A 21,076-nucleotide genomic window follows, 5' to 3' on the forward strand; every position below is an offset into this window, starting at 1 on the left:
GATAAATCATGGCATTAAGTATTCGAACTAAAAGCAGTAAAAACAAAACTGGACCGAAAACACCTTTTCAACTAGTGGAGAGTCACCTTAAGGTGATGTTGACACAAGCATTAAAAGAGAACGAAGGTAAGCTCGGTGACAGCCTTGCACAAGCTATGCAAAACCTTCCCAATGCTGCGGTTGCGCTCGACAATTCTACGCCAGTTCTTGTCGTGGCTGGTGGTACAACAAATTACAGCACGTCTCTAAACGGTCAAATTAGTCAGGCGGTTGTGGCTAAAGCTGCGCGCGCTGCAGGCGTAAAAGGTTTAACGGTAAAAAGTGTAGAGAAAGCTCTGGAAACTGTCAGCCTAGACGCGGTTTTGGAAGGGGCAGATGCAGATGTGAACATCTTCAATGCTTATATCGACGTTGACAACAAAAGTAAAGGTGTTGCGCTCGATGCTCGTAGTAGCGACGGTCGAGGATTGGTTCTAGCTGGCGGTGAAGTTCTGCTTAGCGATAAAGAAACAGATATCACCTTCCGTTACGCCCCAAATAATGGACACCTCCAATATGTATCCGGCTGGGAGCAACAAGATATACCGTCTAAACTTCAAGAACTCTTCAGCAATCTAAGCTATGGCCAGTTTGTAGCCATCATGGCGTACGCAGGCTTTATATTAAGTCACCCGAGAGCGGACGGACTTACGTATCCGATTCTTTACCTTCATGGGAATGCTGGCTCTGGTAAAACGACAGTCGCCCGCTTAGTCGCTATGCTACTGGGACTAAATGGAACGAAAGTGAAGACTCAGCCTAAAGATATTCGTGATCTTATTGCTACCGCTTCGCACAACTACATGTTGTGTTTCGATAACTGTGGTCGCATTAGTGACGAGTTAGCCAATGGTATGTGTAGCGTGGCAACGGGTGGCACCGTTGATGGTCGTAAACTCTATACGAATGTAGATTTGGTCGAAACGCTCCTCCACCAACCAATGATATTAACGGCGATTAAGTTCCCTAAACAATACGATTTATGCACTCGTTCAATATTCATCAAAGCGGGTAAACCACGAATTACCTATGCCAGTGACACAGAGATATACCAAAAGTTAAGTGCAATCCTCCCGTATGCCCAGTCGTGGCTGCTCAGTATGACCGCAAAAGCTATGGCAATGTTGGACGATGTTTCATCTATTGCCAAGTTCCGAGGTGGTGACTTCAATACATTTCTAGCAGCCTTCGAAACTGTATTGGGTATTACCGATCAATCAGTCCAGCAGGGTGTAAACAAAGCGCAGGAAGAAGCCCTGAATATGCAGGCTTTAGAACATGATGAGTTGTTGGCGAGCATTATAACTATCGTTCAGCAGGAGAAACTTTTTACTGGCGGACCAACGCAAGTTCATAAAATGCTACATAGTTCCATTATGTCAGAAATGCGCCGCTTACCAAGCAACTGGCCTCAGAATGCGTCAGCTTTAAGTACCAAACTTAACCGTATGAAAGATCAATTAGAAAAGCATGGTGTTGAGGTTATCTCTGGTGGCACACGAGGTACTAACGGGCGTAAGCTAACTCTTCGTGCAATCGAGAAAGCTCAGAATTTCGAAGACATAACCCCTCACGAACCATCGTTCTCTGAGCCGCTGACTTATCCAGAATCAGCACAACTAGAAGTTAACCGCTTTGTTGAAGAACTCCCAGAACTCGACCCGGCCGACATGGACGATGATTTTGACCCGCTGAATGAAAGCGAGATGGACCAGTTGATGGAAGAGCATGATCGCATAACAAGCAAGTTCGACTCTGCACCTAAATGGCATGAGATGACGCAAGCTGAATCTGATGCGGCTACATCTGCGTTTCTTGGCTGATCCCACCTCTAAACTACATTTTCCTACTCAGCTTTAACGGTGCTTTTAGAAAAAGCATCGAACACAACATATTACATCTTTAAATCAACGCTTCTGGGCTTGGACACTTTCAAGCCTAGTGTCGAATCATTCAAATTAAAAAGGGGACCATCATGTTCAATAAAAAAAAATATGCACTGGAAGTACAAACAGAACTAAAGACAATTGCATCTCAGATGCTACAAGATTGGGGACGTGCCAACGTCGATTTACTTGGTTGGGATGTTGAGCATACAGATGACAACTATGTTGATAGTGAGATCTGGTTTGGGAATGACTACATCTATAGCTCCGAAGAAAAAGAACCGGGTGTTTGGGTTGAATATACTCGCTCAATTATATGCGTTACTGAACTCCGAGAGAAAGAGCACGGACTGTATGAAGTTACAGTCAAGGTTCACCTACCGGGTGACGATGGCGTACATGAGAAATATTTCAAGGGGGAATACTTGTTTAATGAGATAAATCCACTGGATACAGCTAATGGCTATCCTGATGCTTTGTATGAAGCGTATATCTACTTCGCAGAAAATACAGAGTTCTCATATGGTGAGAAGTTATCTTATCTCACGGGCGCTATGTGGGAGTTTGTAAGTTGCTTTGAGGATTTTTGCCGACTCGATTGTAATGAGATCTTGGGTAAGTTCGCTAAGGCAGATGTGGAGGCAACTTACTGATTGATCCTGTCTTACCGCTGCTACCAACACAGTTTTCTACATTTTCTCGACGGTGGCGGCGGTGATATAGGTTCGGCGGATTTCCCATCGGCGACGTCAGTAAAATCATGTGGGTAATCAGGTGATGTGATTTTGCTGGTGGATTTCGGAGTGATTTGGGGCAGGGTTTCTATGTTGATTGTGCGGTGAGATTACGTCAGACCTTCGCTCATAATCGATTGGTCATGTGTTCAAGTCACATAGGGGCCACCATTATTCCTTAAGGCTTATGGAGAAATCCGCAAGCCTTTTTTCGTTCTAGTCCTTTCCATATCCGGTCCGCAATTACTTCCTGTACGCTCTGGTCCATTAGGTCAGCCGAAACACGCCACGTAGTCACCACAGAGTCACACTTCCCCTGTCAGAGTGATATCCACCATCAGAACCTTCTCTCGTATGTACAGCACGAATCAGAGCAGATACATACCACTCAACACCAGAACCGAACCCCAGAAAAACACCGCACCTGAACCAACAAAAATATAACCAACATCCTGTCCATTAGCTGAAGTTATTAATATAGGTATGGGATGGATAGCTAGTTCAGTGACGGGAAGGACACCCATGATCCTAAAGCTCTCAGAACTAGCCAGTCAGGAAAAAACAGCAATCAATGATGACCGATTACCCTCAGTGGTAATCGGTCTGTTATCTCTTAAGTGATTTAGGTCAGCAGTAAGCGACACTCAACCACAGCACCAGAAACAGCAGCTAATCACAGGACTGGTATTCATACTGGAACCGGAAAAACCAACGGCACACTGGATTACAGCGCGAATCTGGTATGAGTTAGGGCTGTGAGTTAGGTTAGTCGAATAGGATGTGACTCTAGCTGGTTACTGTCGGCACTGTCATGACCGTCGCAACTGTCAGGACTACAGGTAAAATACATCTACTGCCGCCGCCGTCGGCAAACTGGACGGAAAACCTAAATAGGAAATTTACATTAGGGTTCGTGTCCAGCTCGGTATCTAGCCAAAATTACAGCTAAAGACCGGATAGAGACCGGACCGACGACGCCGTCGCGGTAATTACAGAAACTACATCATGCAGGAAGTCAGGCAGGATAAGCCTTAGAGCGAGATTACAGGGCCAGTCTGGTGTGACCGACCCAGCGATCTAGGATTTTAGTTTGTGGGAGTGCGTATTACTCTTCTAGAGCTTTTTTGGCAATACGACTATCCCTAATCAAAATATCTCTTGTTGTTTGAAAATAAAGAGGACCATCTGCGCCAGCCCACTTGCGCAGCATAAACTTGAATTTATTCAAGTCTCTAGATTTTTTGAAGGATGCTATCAGCTGTTCAAAACTAATGTGGACTTCTCGTCTTGCAAGGTTTAGCCGGTCACAATTCAAATTAAACTTCTCGAGAGTAGCCTCCAAAAGTTCGGAGCTTGTTTCGAAATTATTGTGTTTGAATGCTTTTAGGTTTGCTGTTTCTACATTAACTTCAAGCTTTCCCGTGGCTAGAGAATAGTTAAACATATCACTAGTTAAACTTTCTTCTAATGGAGATACAACCTTTCCTTGCCACTTCTTGCTTTCACCATGATTGGTTTCAAGGTGTTCTTTATATGAGTCGCATGATTTATTGTCTGGCATTACGAACTGTTCGGTGCTATCTCTATCAGTACCACCAATACAAACACCAATAACATTACTCCAATCAAGGTGCCAATTCGGTTGAGCCTCTCCAACAGCCCACCCTGACTTAGAATTGAAATGTTCAACTCTCCGGTGGTGCTCATGAACCTTGTCTTCAGTTAAACCAATTTCGCAATAAGCACAAATATAATTCTGTTCTTCAAAAATTTTCTTTTTTATTATTTTTGCATCTTTGCCATTATTAGCTCGGAAGTTATCCCAAGTATCATCGGGGTTGTGTATCGCATAAATCGTAAGCTCGTTAGGAGATGTAGTCTTATTAATTCTCCTCATACTCTTTCTCCCACTTGCGATTATCTATATACAAGTCCAGCTGAACTAAGTCCTCATATGCTGAACCGAAATGGCGCGAAAGCTGTTTTCTCAATGCTAAAGCATCTTCGGAGTCATACATATCATCAAAGACAAGCTTCCGGTAACGCTCCAGACTTTTCGTAATCTCATCTTCTGGTGGGCGTACCTCAACCTCAAACAAATTCTTTAATACCCAAGAGGACACAGCTCCTCGAGTCCCTTTGGGAGCTCGATACTTATTCCCTTCCTTTAGCAACCAGATAGCTGAACTATCGACAGTATGACAGACCTGTGGGCTGTGGGTTGTTACTACAAACTGAATGTTTGGAAAAGTAGATTCAAGTCTTTGAATAACTTTCTGCTGCCACGATGGATGTAAATGTAGGTCTACTTCATCAATAAGAACTATTCCTGAACCATCTAAAGGTGAAAGTGACTTTGGATTCAATAAAGTCAATCTTCTTGCGATATCTGCGACTAAGGCTAGTATGGTTTTCTCACCTTGGGAAAGTTGCAACACACTTAACTGGGTTCCATTTTTATCCAGCGTCAAATCGAGAGGCTTTCTCTGAAGTTTCAAGTTGCTAAAGCCAGGTAGAAACTTATAAATAGCACCTTTTACAATATCTAGTGATTTTTCATCTATGGTATAGATATCATTTAGTTGCTCTTTATAATCTTGCAGTTCCTTTTTATGAGAATCTATAAGATGAGATAATTCAGGGTGTTTAGTAATTAGCTCGTTCAATAGAGGACTATTTATCTCTGCTTCTTTAGCTTGTATTTTTACTCTGAGTTCATCAGCATTCCTTGAAAGCTCATTATCGCTTTCAATTAGATCTTTAAACCAGCCAAAAAACAACTTAAAGTCGGCTTTTCCAGACAAACTCTTGCTGTATGCTTTAGCTTTATCCCATACATGTTCATCTTTTATTTCGTCGGACTCTTCAATATCTTTGGTTGTAACATCATTCGCCCTTTCCACGTTGTATGAACAAAAAAGAGGTAATGATAATTGGGGGTCAGATTCATTTGCTTGTCGTAGAATTTGGCATATATCGTTGATTTGAGTGTAATTACCCCGAACTCTCTTGGTACTCAAAGAAGTCTTCTGCATTAACTCCATATTTACAATTTGCTTTTCTATCTCAAACTCCGCCCCAATGCTTGAGAAGTCTTCCCCATTCTTTATTTCGAGCTCTTCTATGAGTTCGCCATTAGTTGATTTTGTCCCTAAACGAGAGTTGAGATGTGTTAAGCACTTTTTTATTGCTTCTAGTATAGTGGACTTACCACATCCATTATTTCCAACCAACACAGTAGTTGCATTTTTATCTGAGAAATCCAAGTCTACAAATTCAAAACCTTTAAAGTTGTTCAGCTTAATGGACTTTATCCTAAATTTATTTTCTTTAAGCTGCTTAGCACACACAGTTAGGTAGTATTGCGATTGTTCTTTATCTCGTTCGACGCTAAACCCTTCAGCATATGACTGTGCCAACTGGAAAGATGCTGAAAAATCACCTTTATCAGATCTGGAAATTAGTCGTCGAATTGTTTTGCTAACTTTTTTTTCCATTTAATCATCACCATCATATCTGAATAAATCATTGAAAATACTTATACCATACCGAGCCTTCATCCTTTCTAGAAAGCTTGGTTCTACAGTTTTTGCAAAACCAATAAGTCCCTTCAAGTGTTTTATATCTTCTTCATCTTGAAGAGCCTGAATAGAAAACTTAAATAATAAAGAGCGAATGTATCTTTTTTTATCACGGCCAAGAGAGATCTTATTATTGTTAGATAGTGTGATTCCGGTGACATGACGATTATGCGCTTTGGAGGAAAAAACCGACTTAGAGTGATTTAGTTTTATTCTCCCACCATATAAGTCATTCAAAACATTCTCTATAAATTGGGGGAAACTAAATAACACATCTTTCTCTGATGTGGAAAATGTCAAGTCGTCAGCATACCTTGAATAGTTAACATTTAATTTAGCGCTATGGTTGGAAACAATTGTGTCAAACTCATACATGATCAAGTTCGATAGGAAAGGTGAAGAAGGTGCTCCAACACTGAGGATGAGGTTAGGTGTTTTCTTTTTGGTTCTGTTCCAGAATAGCAACTCCATCAATGATTCAACCTCTCCATCAATCAGCTTTATATTCTGATAGTTAAGAGCATCCAAAAGCATAGTTGGCGTTAAACTATTAAAAAAGTTTTCTAGATCTAGCTTCAGCAAGTAGTTAGATTGGACATGCACAATCGCATTGTCTTTGATACTCACCCCTTCAACATAGGCTTTTGCCGAACTATGGATTTGAACAAAAGGTTTGATTTGCGTAGTTATAGCCCGCTGAATGTCCTTTAACTCAGGAGTAGGTTGTGCAATTACTCTAAACCCAAATGTTCGTTTAGGTATCTTATACACTTTATAGTGACTTGAAGGTTTCTCAGCCAGATACTGGCGAAGTCCGTTAGGAAAAGCTTCAGGTGAAATACGACCGAGTATAGAAAGTTGCATTGATATGATTACTTACTTCAAAAAAATAAGTGTGATACAGGTTTCCCTGTATCACGATAGCTCTTTACTTAAAGACGCGGAGCGGCATTTCCGATCTGTAATCGTTGCGAAGAATGAGTAACTATTGCAGATCGGGAATGCCGTTCCGCAGCTGCAAAAGCACTCAATAAATTAGAGTTTGGCGCAACGCCAAACTAGATTAAAACACTAAGCTTAATCCAAATTACGCTAAAGAGCCTTCTTAAGTTAGCTCATTTTTGCTTGCAAATCAATCCTAACAATGAGCATTGAAACTAGTGGCAAAGAAATACTAGAAAATCTTTAAAAACAATCACTTTTTTGGCTTACTAGCATCATAAACTAGCGAGGCCACATTAGCACTTACCTCCCTCAGCCTACTCGAAGCCAAATGAGCATACCTAGTACTGGTCTGTGGCGACTGATGCCCCAACAAATGCTGAACATCATAGAGCGTCGCATTTCCGCTGTTGATCAGGATCGAAGCAAAGCTATGCCTGAGGTCATGAATACGAAAATTATCGGTTATACCGGCAGCTTTCTTGATTCGGGCGAATGCCTTCTTCGGATGAGCGATAGGTCTACCGGGTGCATCTCCGGCAAAGATATAGGGGTTCTTAGGTTGTTGAAATCGTCGTTGATCATGGATGACTTCCTTAGCTAGATGGTTGAGTAGGACCGTTCTCGATAGCCCCGATTTCGTGTGTGGTAGAAATAGACTCCAGTTGCCGTCGTCGTCGACGGTAAGGCACTCCCATTTCGAACTGGTAATTTCACCTATGCGCATTCCGGTCAGAAGTGCGAATTTCAATGCGTTGGCCTGGGTGCGATTCGGCTCTTCGTTACATGCCTTGATGAAAGATGAAACCTCAGCCCGTGACAGGAATCTCTGTCTTACGTTGTTTTCCTTTAGCTTCCTGATGTACTGACCGGGATTAGAATCAACATAACCCCATTCCATTGCGAGTCTGAACATACGTAGCACTAGCGAACGTAGACGGTTCACCGTTGCAGGTTTCCTACCTTCTAGTAACCCATCCAACAATTTCTGAATGTCCTGCTGACCGATATCAGTGAGAGGTTTCTTGCCCCATTTCGGATAGAAATGGAGCTTGAGACTACCCGCATCACTTTTAGCAGTAAGCTTATTCATCATTGCGTAGGGTAAGTAGTGCAGCTCTGAGAACTCCTGGAAAGTAAGGACGTTGCGCTTCTCATCACGAATAGCCTTGGGGTCATTACCTAGAGCAATTTCCCGTTTATGGTCATTGGCAATCTGACGAGCAGTGTTGATGTCTAGCGCTGGATACTCACCTAACTGTATAGATTTCTTGGTTCCGTGGAGTGTGTACCTGAACAAGAAACGCTTCCTGCCTTGGCGGTTGACGATCATCTTAAGTCCACTACACAACTCGTCGGTATATTCCGTTTCCTTACTTTTGCTCGTCGTCGGCGTCGGAGGTAGTGAATCGAGTTGGCGTTTATTGAATTTGAATTTTCGGGATTGCATCACTGCCTCCTTAGTCATTCTCGATGGAGAAGTATTGGCGTAATTCGGTGAGGAGTGTCTTAGGCATCAGTAGATAGATACCCTTACCAGAGTCCTCGACAATGCTCAGGGTGAGTGTTGCTCCGTAGTCTAGATCGTCTTCGAATTCGGTGTAGGTCAATGCTCGTTTTAGCATTTCGATATCGTCGTCGTCGACGGCAGAGAGTTCGGAAATTGATGTGAGAAACCAGAGTTCACATTGCAGCTCATCCCATGCCTGTTGGGTTTCTGCTTCATCGTGAAATGGTTTGGTCAGTATGGTTTTGACTTGTGCTTGTAAGGTTGTAGTGATTGGTAAGGTCGTGATTTGTTGAAGATTGGTGATCTTGCTCATGTTTAACTCCTGAAATATCAATATCATAGAGTTAATATGTGTTTATAACGTAGGAAGGTACGGCTGGTCTGTTTGAAGGGAGGGCCTTACTTTCCAATTCGCCGAATGGGAATAGTTGATATGGCAGATAAGAAATGGGGGCAAGTTGACAAAGCTTTCGATTTTTTCACAACAAGATTTGATAAAGGTGAGCTGTTTTCTTTAACTGAGCTGGCTGATTTCACTGGCTGGAGTGCATCGACGGTCAGGACCTACTACAGAAAAAAGTGGCGAAAACTAATCATTCCCGTTAGTGGAAAGTATCAAGTAACTGAAATAATAAAAGGTTTAACTAAAGAGAGTTTTAGGCAGCATCAAAGTCAAAATGAAGGTGAGACAGAAAAACAACTTCATGATCTAATGCTTGATAAAGCCGTCTCTGCCTGTGTATCAGCTATTGAGATTTACAATAAACCAAACTTTGAGCATCGGGAAGAAACGTTTTCCATCTTGATGGTAAATGCGTGGGAATTATTGCTTAAATCAAAACTGGTCTCAAATGCTGGTGGTAACGCCGCAGCAATACATATATTCAAGAAGAATGGCGACCCTATTCTTTCTGATACTGGTAACCCTCGAACTATAACAGCTAGAGGAGCATTGAAAGCTCTAGTTGAAACGAAAGAAATATCTAAGATCATCGAGGACAATGTGACCGCATTGCTCAACATCCGTGATGACTCTGTTCATTTTGTATGCGACGATCCAGAGTTAAGCGTAGTTGTCCAAGAAGTTGGTATGGCTTCACTACACAACTTCATGACGTTGGCAATGAACTGGTATAGATATGATTTCTCTAAGTTTAACTTCTATTTAATGCCTGTTTCATTCTTCCATTTATCAGACATGCGCAGCTTTAGTGTCGACAATAATGTGAAGAACAATCTATTGCACTACCTCAAGATGATTGAAAGGGAGCATGAGAATGATGAAGATGCAAACTACGCTGTCTCGCTCAAGCTGCACACTAAACTGGTAAAGACCACTGGTGATGAAGCTCTGCAAGTTCGATTAACAGATGATCCTGATGCGCCTGAGATTGTTCTGTCAGAAGAGGATGCTCTGAAAAGTTATCCTTTTGATTATGCAGAACTCTTAGCTCTGTTCCGAAAAAGATATAGTAACTTTAAACAAAATGGCGAGTTCAATGCCCGAATGAGGGAAGTTAAAGCGGCGGGAGAGAAGTTTAGTAAGGTACGCCGCCTAGATCCTGAAAACCCTAAGAGCTTAAGTAAAACTTTCTACCACAATCGAATATTAGAGAAATTTGATATGTGGTACGAGAAAGTGAAGTAGCACTCCCACAAACTAAAATCCTAGATCGCTGGGTCGGTCACACCAGACTGGCCCTGTAATCTCGCTCTAAGGCTTATCCTGCCTGACTTCCTGCATGATGTAGTTTCTGTAATTACCGCGACGGCGTCGTCGGTCCGGTCTCTATCCGGTCTTTAGCTGTAATTTTGGCTAGATACCGAGCTGGACACGAACCCTAATGTAAATTTCCTATTTAGGTTTTCCGTCCAGTTTGCCGACGGCGGCGGCAGTAGATGTATTTTACCTGTAGTCCTGACAGTTGCGACGGTCATGACAGTGCCGACAGTAACCAGCTAGAGTCACATCCTATTCGACTAACCTAACTCACAGCCCTAACTCATACCAGATTCGCGCTGTAATCCAGTGTGCCGTTGGTTTTTCCGGTTCCAGTATGAATACCAGTCCTGTGATTAGCTGCTGTTTCTGGTGCTGTGGTTGAGTGTCGCTTACTGCTGACCTAAATCACTTAAGAGATAACAGACCGATTACCACTGAGGGTAATCGGTCATCATTGATTGCTGTTTTTTCCTGACTGGCTAGTTCTGAGAGCTTTAGGATCATGGGTGTCCTTCCCGTCACTGAACTAGCTATCCATCCCATACCTATATTAATAACTTCAGCTAATGGACAGGATGTTGGTTATATTTTTGTTGGTTCAGGTGCGGTGTTTTTCTGGGGTTCGGTTCTGGTGTTGAGTGGTATGTATCTGCTCTGATTCGTGCTGTACATACGAGAGAAGGTTCTGATGGTGGATATCACTCTGACAGGGGAAGTGTGACTCTGTGGTGACTACGTGGCGTGTTTCGGCTGACCTAATGGACCAGAGCGTACAGGAAGTAATTGCGGACCGGATATGGAAAGGACTAGAACGAAAAAAGGCTTGCGGATTTCTCCATAAGCCTTAAGGAATAATGGTGGCCCCTATGTGACTTGAACACATGACCAATCGATTATGAGTCGACTGCTCTAACCACTGAGCTAAGGGGCCTTAATAGGACAACGATTATAGGGGAAGCGTTGCAAGGTGTCTAGATACCAACTGGGGCAATTGCGCTTAGTTTTTATCCACTTAGCACAGTAGATAATAAAAAAGGTGACCTAAAGTCACCTTTTTTTGGTTTCTAAAGCTTATATGCGCTGCGTTTATTCGTCTAGGAAGCTGCGCAGAGTCTCTGAGCGGCTTGGGTGACGAAGTTTACGTAGTGCTTTTGCTTCGATCTGACGGATACGCTCACGAGTAACGTCGAACTGCTTACCAACTTCTTCTAGAGTATGGTCAGTGTTCATGTCAATACCAAAGCGCATACGAAGTACTTTCGCTTCACGTGGCGTTAGACCTGCAAGCACGTCTTTTGTCGCCACTTTAAGGCTAGTTGCAGTTGCAGAATCTAGCGGAAGTTCTAGCGTTGTATCTTCGATAAAATCACCTAGATGCGAATCTTCGTCGTCACCGATTGGTGTCTCCATTGAGATAGGCTCTTTAGCGATTTTCAGAACTTTGCGAATCTTGTCTTCTGGCATCTGCATGCGCTCAGCCAGTTCTTCCGGTAGTGGCTCACGACCCATCTCTTGCAGCATTTGACGAGAGATACGGTTTAGCTTGTTGATCGTTTCGATCATGTGTACCGGGATACGAATCGTACGTGCTTGGTCCGCGATTGAACGAGTGATTGCCTGACGGATCCACCACGTTGCGTAAGTCGAGAACTTGTAACCACGACGGTATTCGAACTTATCTACCGCTTTCATCAGACCGATGTTACCTTCCTGGATAAGATCCAAGAACTGTAGGCCACGGTTGGTGTATTTCTTCGCGATAGAAATTACAAGACGCAAGTTCGCTTCAACCATCTCTTTCTTCGCACGGCGAGCTTTTGCTTCACCGATAGACATACGACGGCTGATGTCTTTAATGTTTTGAACGTTCAGAGAAGTCTCTTCTTCAATCATTTTTAGCTTAGCGATTGAGCGACGGATTTCTTCTTCGTTACGTTTGATCTTTTCAGCGTATGGCTTGTCTGAAGCAAGAACTTCATCCAACCAAGCTTCACTTGATTCATTACCAGTGAACAGCGCGATGAATGATTTCTTCGGCATTTTGCCGTATTCAACCACAGACTTCATGATCAGGCGTTCTTGAGTACGAACGCGATCCATAGCGGTACGCAGCTCATTCACTAGGTGATCAAACTGTTTAGGCGTTAGACGAAACTCGCGGAATACGTCTAGCATCATTTCATTAGCAACGGTTGCTTTCGGGCTGTTATAGCCGTACTCGTTGATTGCTAATTGAAGATTTTGATAGGTGCTGCGTAGTTGGTTGAATTTCTCTAGCGCTAACTCTGGATCGATACCTACATCTTCTTCAGAATCATCTGAATCGTCATCGCTATCTTCGTCGTCATCAACGTCTTCATCGTCTTCTTCTTCTAACTGAGATTCAGTCAGTTCAGAACCGATGTGTGTTGCCGTTGGTGCAGCGGTGTCGTCAGCATCTGGGTCTACAAAACCTGAAATAAGGTCAGTAAGACGCAGTTCTTCAGCTTGAACTTTGTCAAATTGCTCAAGAATGTACGGAATCGTACCTGGGTATTCAGCAACAGACGATTGAACTTGGTTAATACCTTCTTCAATACGTTTTGCGATGTCGATTTCGCCTTCGCGAGTTAGAAGTTCGACAGTACCCATTTCACGCATGTACATACGTACTGGGTCTGTGGTACGACCAATCTCACTCTCTACGCTAGACAGTGCAGCGGCTGCAGCTTCGGCTGCATCTTCATCGGTAATATTTGTGTCATCGTTCAGTGCTAAATCATCAGCATCAGGAGCAGTTTCTACTACCTTAATGCCCATGTCGTTGATCATCTGAATGATGTCTTCTACCTGTTCTGAATCTACGATTTCAGCAGGTAGGTGGTCATTTACTTCGGCGTAGGTCAGATAGCCTTGTTCCTTGCCTTTAATAACAAGTGACTTTAGCTGTGACTGCGGATTGTGATCCATAGACGGTATCCAACTTCGTAATCTGGTGAAGGAATCAGTATGCGAAATGCAAACCACTTACTATAACAAATTAAATCGTTGCTGACTAATTAAACAGGGTTACGCTTTTAAATCTAGCATAAGTGCTAGCAGCTCCCTTTTCTCTTCGGCTGATAAACCGACACTTCTTGCTTTGGCCTGCAGGTTTTCAATTTGTTTTTCTACGCACTGGGCAATAATTTTATCCAGTGAGTCTAAAAATATTTCTTCTTGGTTGTCCTCATCGAGTGGAATGTCCCAACTCGCGAGACGAGACAGAAGGGTCTCATTTTGGCTGTTTCGCCAATGCTCTAATAATTGGCCTGTGTTGATATGGGGATGCGCTTGGCATTTATCAAGTACATCAACAAATAAACTTAGCCCCGGTATTGATAAATCTCTTACCGAAGACAGATCAGGTACCATTTGAGCATAGCTCGGATTTTGAATAAGTAGAGCGATCACCTCTCGCATCGGAGTTCGTTTAATCTCTTTGTGCGGTTGAGAGATTCGAGTTTCTTGATTCAGTGAGCCACTCTTTGAGTTAATTTCAGAAATTGCTTTAATTAACTTACTTTCTTCCCAGCCTATACCTAATCTTCTTGATAGCTCACTAATCAGATAGTCTTTGAGAGTACTATCTTTTACTTTACTAACTATAGAGGAAGCCAGTGTCACGACCCTCAGCTTTCCGTCGCGGCTACTATTATCTACTACGGCTTTAAATAAGCGATCCAGAATAAAAGCGGGAAGTGAAAGTGAATTCCGTATTTCCTCTTCAAATCGCTCTTTTCCATGCTTTCTAATGAAAGAATCTGGGTCTTCACCTTCATCTAGAAACATAAATTTGATGGTTTTGTTGCCACCTAAATAAGTGACAGCTTCTTCCATTGCTTTCCAAGCTGCTTTTTGGCCTGCTTTATCGCCATCGTAGCAACATACAACTTGATTAGTGCTTCGAAGCAGTAGCTGTAGTTGCTCTCCAGTTGTTGCTGTTCCAAGAGAGGCGACGGAATAATCTACGCCATATTGAGCAAGCGCGACAACATCCATATAGCCTTCAACCACTAAAATTTGTGGTGGCTCACGGTACGCTTGTAGTACTTCATAAAGGCCATACAACTCTTTACCTTTATGAAATATCGGGGTTTCGGGTGAGTTGAGATATTTCGGTGTCCCATCACCTAATACTCGACCACCAAAGCCTATCACTCGGCCGCGTCTGTCTCGAATAGGAAACATCACTCGACCACGGAATCGGTCGTAGCGGTTGCCTTTATCGTTTTCGATCAACATGCCGCCTGTGACGAGCATGTCTTGGTTTTCTTTATTCTGACCAAAGTTCTTACGAACTAAATCCCATTCATCAGCCACATAGCCGATGCCAAACTTCTGGACGATTTCACCAGACAGGCCGCGATCTTTTAGATACTCAATCGCCACTTTACTTGCTGGCTGCTTGAGTTGGTTACGATAAAATTGAGCAATGCTGCCCATTAAGTCGTATAGATTACGTTTTTCACTGCTGCTTGCTTGTGGGCCTGACTGGAACGAACCATTACCGCCGCTACGTTGTTCGCGAGGAACATCTAAGCCCAAGTATGAAGCGAGTTCTTCAATGGCTTCGACGAATTCTAGCCGGTCGAATTCCATCAAAAAGTCGATGGCATTTCCGTGCGCACCACAACCAAAACAATGGTAGAACTGCTTTTCTTGACTGACGCTGAATGACGGCGTCTTTTCGTTGTGGAACGGACAGCATGCGCCGTAGTTTTTGCCTTTTTTCTTAAGTTTCACACGTGCGTCGATGATATCGACAATATCAAGTCGAGCTAGAAGGTCATCGATAAAACTGCGAGGGATGTGTCCAGCCATAAAACCTAACAAAAAAAGAAGATGATGAGTGGAGTGAATGCTTTAAAAGAATAAGCGTGTTGCTCACTTATTTCATTCCATTCATCCAGATACAAACAAGCCGTGCGTTCCAAAGGATAGCACGGCTTGCTGCAATTGGGTGGGGTATCTTAAGCCAGTTTAGCGCGAACTAAACCGCTTACTTTACCCATATCTGCGCGCCCTTGAATTTGCGGTTTCAGAACGCCCATTACTTTGCCCATGTCTTGCATGCCAGCTGCGCCAGATTCAGCAATCGCGTTCTCGATAAGAGCCGCTACTTCTTCGTCTGTCAGTGGTTGAGGCATAAAGTCCTCAAGAACGGTAATTTCTGCTTGTTCCGCATCAGCAAGATCTTGACGACCCGCTGCTTCATACTGCGCTACAGAGTCGCGACGTTGTTTAACCATTTTGGTCAATACTGCAAGAATGTCGTCATCGTTCAGAGTGATCTGCTCGTCAACTTCACGTTGCTTGATTGCTGATAGGGCTAAACGAATAGTACCAAGGCGTAATTTGTCCTTGGCTTTCATCGCTAATTTTTGCTCTTCTTTGAGTTGATCAATCAGAGCCATAACTAAATTCCTTTTGGAGCTCAGTTATTAGTACAGGCGAACGCGACGAGCGTTTTCGCGAGCTAGCTTCTTAGCGTGACGCTTTTGAGCTGCTGCTTTAGCGCGTTTGCGAACTGTAGTTGGTTTTTCGTAGTGCTCACGACGACGCACTTCAGAAAGGATACCTGCTTTTTCGCAAGAGCGCTTGAAACGACGTAGAGCAACGTCGAACGGTTCGTTTTCACGTACTTTAACTACTGGCATATGCCTTTCACCTCAGGGGTTATTCGTTAACGCTGGCATTCAACAGACCAAATCACAATTGTTTGGTCTCTTACCAGCTTGATCAAAAATGGTGCGGAATTTTAATCCGATCACAACTACTTTGTAAAGCCTTTTGTCGATTATTGTCTGTACAAAATTTGTTTGCAGCACCAAGGCGAGGTAATATGACGCCCAAATTTCCTCTATACAGAAAGCATACTGAGAAAACCATGCGCATTATCGGTATTGAAACCTCTTGTGACGAGACTGGCATCGCGATTTATGACGATGAAAAAGGTCTACTGTCACACAAGCTTTACAGCCAAGTAAAACTGCACGCAGATTACGGTGGTGTGGTGCCTGAGTTGGCTTCACGTGACCATGTAAAGAAAACCATTCCTCTTATTAAAGAGGCACTAAAAGAAGCGAACTTAACTTCGAAAGACATTGATGGTGTCGCGTACACCGCGGGGCCGGGTCTCGTTGGTGCACTATTAGTGGGCGCTACTATTGGTCGCAGTATTGCTTATGCTTGGGGAGTGCCAGCGGTACCTGTTCATCATATGGAAGGTCACCTGTTGGCTCCAATGCTGGAAGATAACCCACCGCCATTCCCGTTTGTGGCAGTGTTGGTGTCGGGTGGTCACTCGATGATGGTCGAAGTGAGAGGCATCGGTGAGTACAAAATTCTGGGTGAGTCGATTGATGATGCGGCGGGCGAAGCTTTTGATAAAACAGCGAAGCTAATGGGTTTGGATTACCCAGGCGGCCCACTATTATCTAAACTGGCGGAAAAAGGTACACCGGGCCGTTTTAAGTTCCCGCGCCCAATGACAGATCGCCCTGGCTTGGATATGAGTTTCTCTGGCCTGAAAACCTTTACAGCAAATACGATTGCTGCGAATGGCGATGACGAGCAAACTCGCGCAGACATCGCACTGGCATTTGAAGAAGCCGTGTGTGCAACATTGGCGATTAAATGTAAACGCGCGCTTGAGCAAACAGGCATGAAGCGTATTGTTATTGCTGGTGGTGTGAGTGCTAACCGTCGTTTACGTGCAGAGTTAGAGAAGCTAGCGAAGAAAGTTGGCGGCGAGGTTTACTACCCACGAACTGAGTTCTGTACGGATAATGGTGCGATGATCGCTTACGCTGGTATGCAGCGTTTGAAGAATGGCGAAGTGGCCGATATGTCGGTAGAGGCTCGCCCACGTTGGCCGATTGACCAACTGACGCCAGTCGCTTAATCAAACTTATGCGGTAGGTTTGAAATAGATTCACTACGATAAAGGTCTCTGCTCATCAGAGGCCTTTATTTTTAGCTATGCAATGAAAAGCTTCGTTTACACTCTGACTGATGCGAGCAGTTCGGTATCGTTTCAGTGATAGGATGGTGCGGAAGAATAAGAAATGGATATAACAATGAATAAGTTTGAAATTGAAGGTCAGCAACTTGCTTACCTTGATAAAGGTGATGGTCCAGTATTACTGTTTGGTCACAGTTATTTGTGGGATAGCCAAATGTGGGCGCCACAAATTGAAGTTTTAAGCCAGTCATATCGTTGTATTGTGCCAGATTTGTGGGCACATGGTGAGTCAGAAGCGGCCCCTGCATCGACAGAGTCATTAGTTGATTATGCACAACATATGTTGGCGTTGATGGATCATTTGGATATTGAAGAGTTCTCGATAGTGGGCTTATCTGTTGGCGGCATGTGGGGAGCGGAACTAACGGCTCAAGCACCGCAACGTGTGAAATCACTGGTATTGATGGATACCTTCATTGGCTGGGAGCCAGAAGTTACATATAAGAAGTATTTTGCAATGCTTGATACTATCAGCCAAGTTCAAACAGTACCTGCGCCAATTATTGAAGCCGTTGTGCCGCTGTTCTTTGCCAACAACGTTGATCAGGATAACCCTGAACTTGTCGCTTCATTCAAACGCAGTTTAGAAGACCTCAACGGTGAGCGTGCGGTTGAAGTAGCTCGTATGGGGCGCATGGTGTTTGGTCGCCGTGATGTGATTGAAGATTCGGAAAAATTCGCTCTGCCGACGTTAATTGCGGTGGGCTGTGAAGATAAGCCTCGCCCGGTTTTCGAATCGTATTTAATGAAAGACTGTATCACGGGCAGTGAGTTGGTAGAAATTCCGCAAGCGGGACACATCAGTTGTTTAGAACAGCCGGAGTTCGTCAACCAAATGTTGTTGAACTTCCTGAATCGAGTTCATGCATAACCAATGAATGCATCGCTCTCTAAACAAAACTCGGCATTAAGCCGAGTTTTTTTGTGTCAGTTTCTTTTCGCCAATTTTGGGCTCATCGCCAGACAAAAGCCGCCGAATATTTTGATGATGCTTAAATACGATTAAGCAACACAGCATAGCAACAGGTAACGTGTATTGCGGTTTAAACATCCAAGTATAAAACGGAGTGACCAAAACCGTGACGAGAGCCGCTAAGGATGAATAGCGGAATAGCGCGGCTACTGACAGCCAAGTTAACATCACCAATCCTGTTAAGTCCAAACCAATCGGAGCGATAGCGCCAAGCGCGGTTGCGACACCTTTTCCGCCTTTAAAGTGGAAAAAGATGGGGTACATGTGCCCAAGACAGGCAGCAATGGCGATGACGCCCAGAATGATAGGGTCGATACCAAGAAAGTATCCGCCCCACACGGGGATGGTGCCTTTGAGCATATCGCACAACAAGACTGAAACAGCGGCTCCTCGTCCGCCAATACGCAATACGTTCGTTGCTCCAGGGTTGTTGGAGCCTACACTGCGTGGATCTGGCAGTTTTAAGAGTCGACAGATCAAAACCGCACTGGAAACCGAACCCAGTAAATAGGCGGCCATTGTCATTATCAGTGCCAGTGCGTCCATAGAAGTCCTTGATGGATTGGAATTTAATGCTCGGTTCCCGCGTAGTTGCTATCATACCTCGAATTCACATAATGCAGAAATCCTCACTGTGATAGAGCTTGCATTATGTGATTTCTTGTATATAAAGATGCTTTCGCAGTTTATACCTAAGTAACATTGTGATGACCCAAGGAAATGTTACTTAGGTATAGAATACTACGATCAAATTACCCCTCACGGGTATCCGACCTCTGTAATAGAAGGACATAAGATGGCTCTGGATAAAGTTTTTATTGAACAATTAGAAGTAATCACCACGATTGGCGTGTACGACTGGGAACAACAAATTAAACAAAAGTTGGTTCTGGATATCGAAATGGCGCACGACAATAAGCCTGCGGGTAAAAGTGATGATGTGCAAGATGCGTTGGATTACTCGCAAGTGAGTGAGGCGGTACTGAGCCATATTGAAAATGGTCGTTTTCTGTTGGTTGAGCGCGTAGCCGAAGAAGTGGCAGAGCTTATCATGCAGCGTTTCTCTGTGCCTTGGGTGAAAATCCGTTTAGCAAAACCTGGTGCAGTGCCACAAGCACGCGCTGTTGGTGTCGTGATTGAGCGAGGTCAAGCATGATCACCACCTATATCGGTGTTGGTACGAATGTAGAAAGAGAACAACATGCGCTCGCTGCGTATCAGGAGCTGCTACAGCTTGGAGAAAGTCTCCTCGTATCGCCGGTATATGAATGTGAACCTATTGGCTTTAGCAGCCAGAACTTCTACAACTTTGTCGTTGCAATGCGTACCGAGTTGTCATTAGAAGAGTTGAGTCATCAGCTACGTGAGATTGAATTTAAGTGGGGACGCGAAGAAAATGCGCAAAAGTATCAGGATCGAACACTGGATCTCGATATAGTGTTGTTCGGTGAATGTGTCTCCAAGAAAAAACCTGAGCTACCTCGCAGTGATATCTACAAATATCCTTTTGTCACAAAGCCTCTGTATGATCTCGAACCTCAATTAGTGATCCCAGGCGATGGACGCACAGTCGCAGATATTTGGCATGCAATGCAGCCAGTCGATTCACTCAAACCTGTTTCTTTTTCATTTTTAATTTGAGTTGTTTACATGAGTTATTTTGAAGCCTTTATTCTGGCTCTGATTCAGGGTCTGACAGAGTTTTTGCCTATTTCGAGCTCTGCCCATTTGATCCTGCCCTCCGCCATTTTGGGATGGGAAGACCAAGGTCTAGCCTTTGATGTTGCTGTTCACGTCGGTACATTAATGGCGGTAGTGATCTATTTTCGCCATGAAGTGATCACTCTGTTCCAGGCATTATTTGCTTCGATCTTTAAAGGAGATCGGAGTAAAGAAGCAAAACTTGCGTGGATGATCGTGATCGCCACGATTCCAGCTTGTGTGTTTGGCTTGTTGATGAAAGACATCATTGAAGTGTATCTACGTAGCGCTTATGTCATCGCGACCACAACGATCGTATTTGGTTTGTTGCTTTGGTGGGTAGACAAAAACGCTAAGTTGGTTGCGGATGAATATCAAACGGGTTGGAAGAAAGCCGTGTTTATCGGTATTGCCCAAGCCTTAGCGATGATTCCTGGAACGTCGCGTTCAGGGGCGACCATTACGGCTGCACTTTACCTTGGCTTTACTCGAGAAGCGGCTGCGCGCTTTTCATTTTTAATGTCGATCCCGATCATTACATTAGCAGGTAGCTACTTAGGCATGAAGCTAGTGACCAGTGGTGAACCTGTCCATATTGGTTTCTTGCTGACTGGTATCATCACATCGTTTATCAGTGCGTACATCTGTATCCACTTCTTCTTAAAGATGATTTCACGCATGGGCATGACACCGTTTGTGATTTACCGTCTGATTCTAGGTTTCGGCTTGTTTGCGTTCTTGCTTAGCGCATGATAACGCGACGGATTGGCAGCTTGCTTAACCGCAAGCTGCATACCTAAACCACAACGTCATTCTGAACAGCGACGAAGGAGCGAGGTTCAGAATCTTCTCCTCTTAGTTTCTTATGGCGTTGGCCATTTCTAAAACTTCCCTGCGTGCTGATGTTAGATTCCTAGTCTCGCTAAGGCTCGCTGGAATGAC

At 43.8% G+C, this 21,076-nt stretch carries 18 protein-coding genes and 1 tRNA gene; 8 read left to right on the forward strand and 11 right to left on the reverse strand.

From position 1 onward, the window contains the following. The first annotated feature begins 8 nt into the window (after positions 1-8). Together ACHFJ9_RS09890 and ACHFJ9_RS09895 are read left to right on the forward strand one after the other, a co-directional pair. Positions 9-1,862, forward strand: a complete 1,854-nt coding sequence (locus ACHFJ9_RS09890; protein ID WP_274012638.1) for a hypothetical protein — start codon at positions 9-11, stop codon at positions 1,860-1,862. 152 nt (positions 1,863-2,014) lie between these two features. Next, a complete protein-coding gene (locus ACHFJ9_RS09895) occupies positions 2,015-2,578 on the forward strand; it encodes a hypothetical protein (RefSeq protein WP_395356678.1) in 564 nt (187 codons plus the stop codon). 1,186 nt (positions 2,579-3,764) lie between these two features. Here ACHFJ9_RS09895 and ptuB read toward each other — a convergent pair. The 5 genes from ptuB to ACHFJ9_RS09920 all read right to left on the reverse strand — a co-directional run bounded on the left by ptuB (position 3,765) and on the right by ACHFJ9_RS09920 (position 9,005). Next, positions 3,765-4,556: a retron Ec78 anti-phage system effector HNH endonuclease PtuB gene (ptuB, locus tag ACHFJ9_RS09900; RefSeq protein WP_274012637.1), complete on the reverse strand. Its 792-nt coding sequence runs from the start codon at positions 4,554-4,556 to the stop codon at positions 3,765-3,767. Further along, positions 4,543-6,156 (reverse strand): retron Ec78 anti-phage system effector ATPase PtuA, encoded by a 1,614-nt coding sequence (gene ptuA, locus ACHFJ9_RS09905; RefSeq protein ID WP_274012636.1) that lies wholly within the window; start codon positions 6,154-6,156, stop codon positions 4,543-4,545. Before ptuA ends, ptuB begins: the two co-directional genes overlap by 14 nt. Beyond that, positions 6,157-7,104, reverse strand: coding sequence for a retron St85 family RNA-directed DNA polymerase (locus tag ACHFJ9_RS09910; protein ID WP_274012635.1), 948 nt, complete (start codon positions 7,102-7,104; stop codon positions 6,157-6,159). Positions 7,105-7,435: 331 nt separating this feature from the next. Further along, a complete protein-coding gene (locus ACHFJ9_RS09915; protein WP_274012633.1) occupies positions 7,436-8,632 on the reverse strand; it encodes a site-specific integrase in 1,197 nt (398 codons plus the stop codon). 10 nt (positions 8,633-8,642) lie between these two features. Beyond that, positions 8,643-9,005 (reverse strand): hypothetical protein, encoded by a 363-nt coding sequence (locus tag ACHFJ9_RS09920; protein ID WP_274012632.1) that lies wholly within the window; start codon positions 9,003-9,005, stop codon positions 8,643-8,645. Positions 9,006-9,125: 120 nt separating this feature from the next. Here ACHFJ9_RS09920 and ACHFJ9_RS09925 point away from each other — a divergent pair, with 120 nt between their 5' ends. Beyond that, positions 9,126-10,340 carry a DUF3644 domain-containing protein gene (locus ACHFJ9_RS09925; RefSeq protein ID WP_274012631.1) on the forward strand — a complete coding sequence of 405 codons (1,215 nt, stop codon included), beginning with the start codon at positions 9,126-9,128 and terminating at the stop codon, positions 10,338-10,340. A gap of 930 nt (positions 10,341-11,270) precedes the next feature. Here the strand turns inward: ACHFJ9_RS09925 and ACHFJ9_RS09930 are convergent. The 5 genes from ACHFJ9_RS09930 to rpsU form a co-directional block, all read right to left on the reverse strand. Continuing rightward, a tRNA-Ile gene (locus tag ACHFJ9_RS09930) sits at positions 11,271-11,346 on the reverse strand. Positions 11,347-11,501: 155 nt separating this feature from the next. Further along, positions 11,502-13,364: an RNA polymerase sigma factor RpoD gene (gene rpoD / locus ACHFJ9_RS09935; protein ID WP_005395986.1), complete on the reverse strand. Its 1,863-nt coding sequence runs from the start codon at positions 13,362-13,364 to the stop codon at positions 11,502-11,504. 99 nt (positions 13,365-13,463) lie between these two features. Then, positions 13,464-15,257 (reverse strand): DNA primase, encoded by a 1,794-nt coding sequence (gene dnaG, locus ACHFJ9_RS09940; protein WP_182033081.1) that lies wholly within the window; start codon positions 15,255-15,257, stop codon positions 13,464-13,466. A 149-nt stretch (positions 15,258-15,406) separates the two neighbouring features. After that, a complete protein-coding gene (locus ACHFJ9_RS09945; protein WP_005395984.1) occupies positions 15,407-15,850 on the reverse strand; it encodes a GatB/YqeY domain-containing protein in 444 nt (147 codons plus the stop codon). 27 nt (positions 15,851-15,877) lie between these two features. Then, positions 15,878-16,093 carry a 30S ribosomal protein S21 gene (gene rpsU, locus ACHFJ9_RS09950; protein ID WP_001145625.1) on the reverse strand — a complete coding sequence of 72 codons (216 nt, stop codon included), beginning with the start codon at positions 16,091-16,093 and terminating at the stop codon, positions 15,878-15,880. 230 nt (positions 16,094-16,323) lie between these two features. On the opposite strand from rpsU, the gene tsaD reads away from it, so the two are divergent. Then, entirely contained in the window at positions 16,324-17,340 is a 1,017-nt protein-coding gene (tsaD, locus tag ACHFJ9_RS09955) for a tRNA (adenosine(37)-N6)-threonylcarbamoyltransferase complex transferase subunit TsaD (protein ID WP_046874179.1), read from the forward strand. Positions 17,341-17,515: 175 nt separating this feature from the next. Further along, on the forward strand, positions 17,516-18,331 hold the full coding sequence (locus ACHFJ9_RS09960) for an alpha/beta fold hydrolase (RefSeq protein WP_395356684.1): 816 nt from the start codon (positions 17,516-17,518) through the stop codon (positions 18,329-18,331). A 36-nt stretch (positions 18,332-18,367) separates the two neighbouring features. Here ACHFJ9_RS09960 and plsY read toward each other — a convergent pair whose 3' ends face one another. Beyond that, entirely contained in the window at positions 18,368-18,979 is a 612-nt protein-coding gene (plsY, locus tag ACHFJ9_RS09965; RefSeq protein WP_005379857.1) for a glycerol-3-phosphate 1-O-acyltransferase PlsY, read from the reverse strand. A 250-nt stretch (positions 18,980-19,229) separates the two neighbouring features. Between plsY and folB the strand changes: the two genes are divergently transcribed. Genes folB through ACHFJ9_RS09980 form a run of 3 tightly spaced genes read left to right on the forward strand, consistent with a single transcriptional unit; the run spans position 19,230 to position 20,887 of the window. Next, positions 19,230-19,589, forward strand: a complete 360-nt coding sequence (gene folB / locus ACHFJ9_RS09970) for a bifunctional dihydroneopterin aldolase/7,8-dihydroneopterin epimerase (protein WP_005395977.1) — start codon at positions 19,230-19,232, stop codon at positions 19,587-19,589. Then, complete coding sequence (gene folK, locus ACHFJ9_RS09975; protein ID WP_012841141.1) at positions 19,586-20,074, forward strand: 2-amino-4-hydroxy-6-hydroxymethyldihydropteridine diphosphokinase; 489 nt, start codon at positions 19,586-19,588, stop codon at positions 20,072-20,074. Before folB ends, folK begins: the two co-directional genes overlap by 4 nt. Before the next feature lie 9 nt (positions 20,075-20,083). Continuing rightward, the gene (locus tag ACHFJ9_RS09980; RefSeq protein WP_006743204.1) at positions 20,084-20,887 is read left to right on the forward strand and encodes an undecaprenyl-diphosphate phosphatase; all 804 of its coding nucleotides are present in this window, start codon (positions 20,084-20,086) and stop codon (positions 20,885-20,887) included. The last annotated feature ends 189 nt before the right edge of the window (positions 20,888-21,076 follow it).

The sequence above is a fragment of the Vibrio sp. D3 genome, assembly GCF_043995865.1.
In the GTDB taxonomy this organism is placed as follows: domain Bacteria; phylum Pseudomonadota; class Gammaproteobacteria; order Enterobacterales; family Vibrionaceae; genus Vibrio; species Vibrio diabolicus.

Bases quoted from the DNA above. Each gene is read 5' to 3' on its own strand.
- ACHFJ9_RS09910 (WP_274012635.1), bottom strand. From the start codon at position 7,104: ATGCAACTTTCTATACTCGGTCGTATTTCACCTGAAGCTTTTCCTAAC.
- ptuA (WP_274012636.1), bottom strand. From the start codon at position 6,156: ATGGAAAAAAAAGTTAGCAAAACAATTCGACGACTAATTTCCAGATCT.
- plsY (WP_005379857.1), bottom strand. From the start codon at position 18,979: ATGGACGCACTGGCACTGATAATGACAATGGCCGCCTATTTACTGGGT.
- ACHFJ9_RS09980 (WP_006743204.1), top strand. From the start codon at position 20,084: ATGAGTTATTTTGAAGCCTTTATTCTGGCTCTGATTCAGGGTCTGACA.
- tsaD (WP_046874179.1), top strand. From the start codon at position 16,324: ATGCGCATTATCGGTATTGAAACCTCTTGTGACGAGACTGGCATCGCG.
- folK (WP_012841141.1), top strand. From the start codon at position 19,586: ATGATCACCACCTATATCGGTGTTGGTACGAATGTAGAAAGAGAACAA.
- ACHFJ9_RS09960 (WP_395356684.1), top strand. From the start codon at position 17,516: ATGAATAAGTTTGAAATTGAAGGTCAGCAACTTGCTTACCTTGATAAA.
- dnaG (WP_182033081.1), bottom strand. From the start codon at position 15,257: ATGGCTGGACACATCCCTCGCAGTTTTATCGATGACCTTCTAGCTCGA.
- ACHFJ9_RS09890 (WP_274012638.1), top strand. From the start codon at position 9: ATGGCATTAAGTATTCGAACTAAAAGCAGTAAAAACAAAACTGGACCG.
- rpsU (WP_001145625.1), bottom strand. From the start codon at position 16,093: ATGCCAGTAGTTAAAGTACGTGAAAACGAACCGTTCGACGTTGCTCTA.
- ACHFJ9_RS09915 (WP_274012633.1), bottom strand. From the start codon at position 8,632: ATGCAATCCCGAAAATTCAAATTCAATAAACGCCAACTCGATTCACTA.
- rpoD (WP_005395986.1), bottom strand. From the start codon at position 13,364: ATGGATCACAATCCGCAGTCACAGCTAAAGTCACTTGTTATTAAAGGC.
- ACHFJ9_RS09920 (WP_274012632.1), bottom strand. From the start codon at position 9,005: ATGAGCAAGATCACCAATCTTCAACAAATCACGACCTTACCAATCACT.
- ACHFJ9_RS09895 (WP_395356678.1), top strand. From the start codon at position 2,015: ATGTTCAATAAAAAAAAATATGCACTGGAAGTACAAACAGAACTAAAG.
- ptuB (WP_274012637.1), bottom strand. From the start codon at position 4,556: ATGAGGAGAATTAATAAGACTACATCTCCTAACGAGCTTACGATTTAT.
- ACHFJ9_RS09945 (WP_005395984.1), bottom strand. From the start codon at position 15,850: ATGGCTCTGATTGATCAACTCAAAGAAGAGCAAAAATTAGCGATGAAA.
- ACHFJ9_RS09925 (WP_274012631.1), top strand. From the start codon at position 9,126: ATGGCAGATAAGAAATGGGGGCAAGTTGACAAAGCTTTCGATTTTTTC.
- folB (WP_005395977.1), top strand. From the start codon at position 19,230: ATGGCTCTGGATAAAGTTTTTATTGAACAATTAGAAGTAATCACCACG.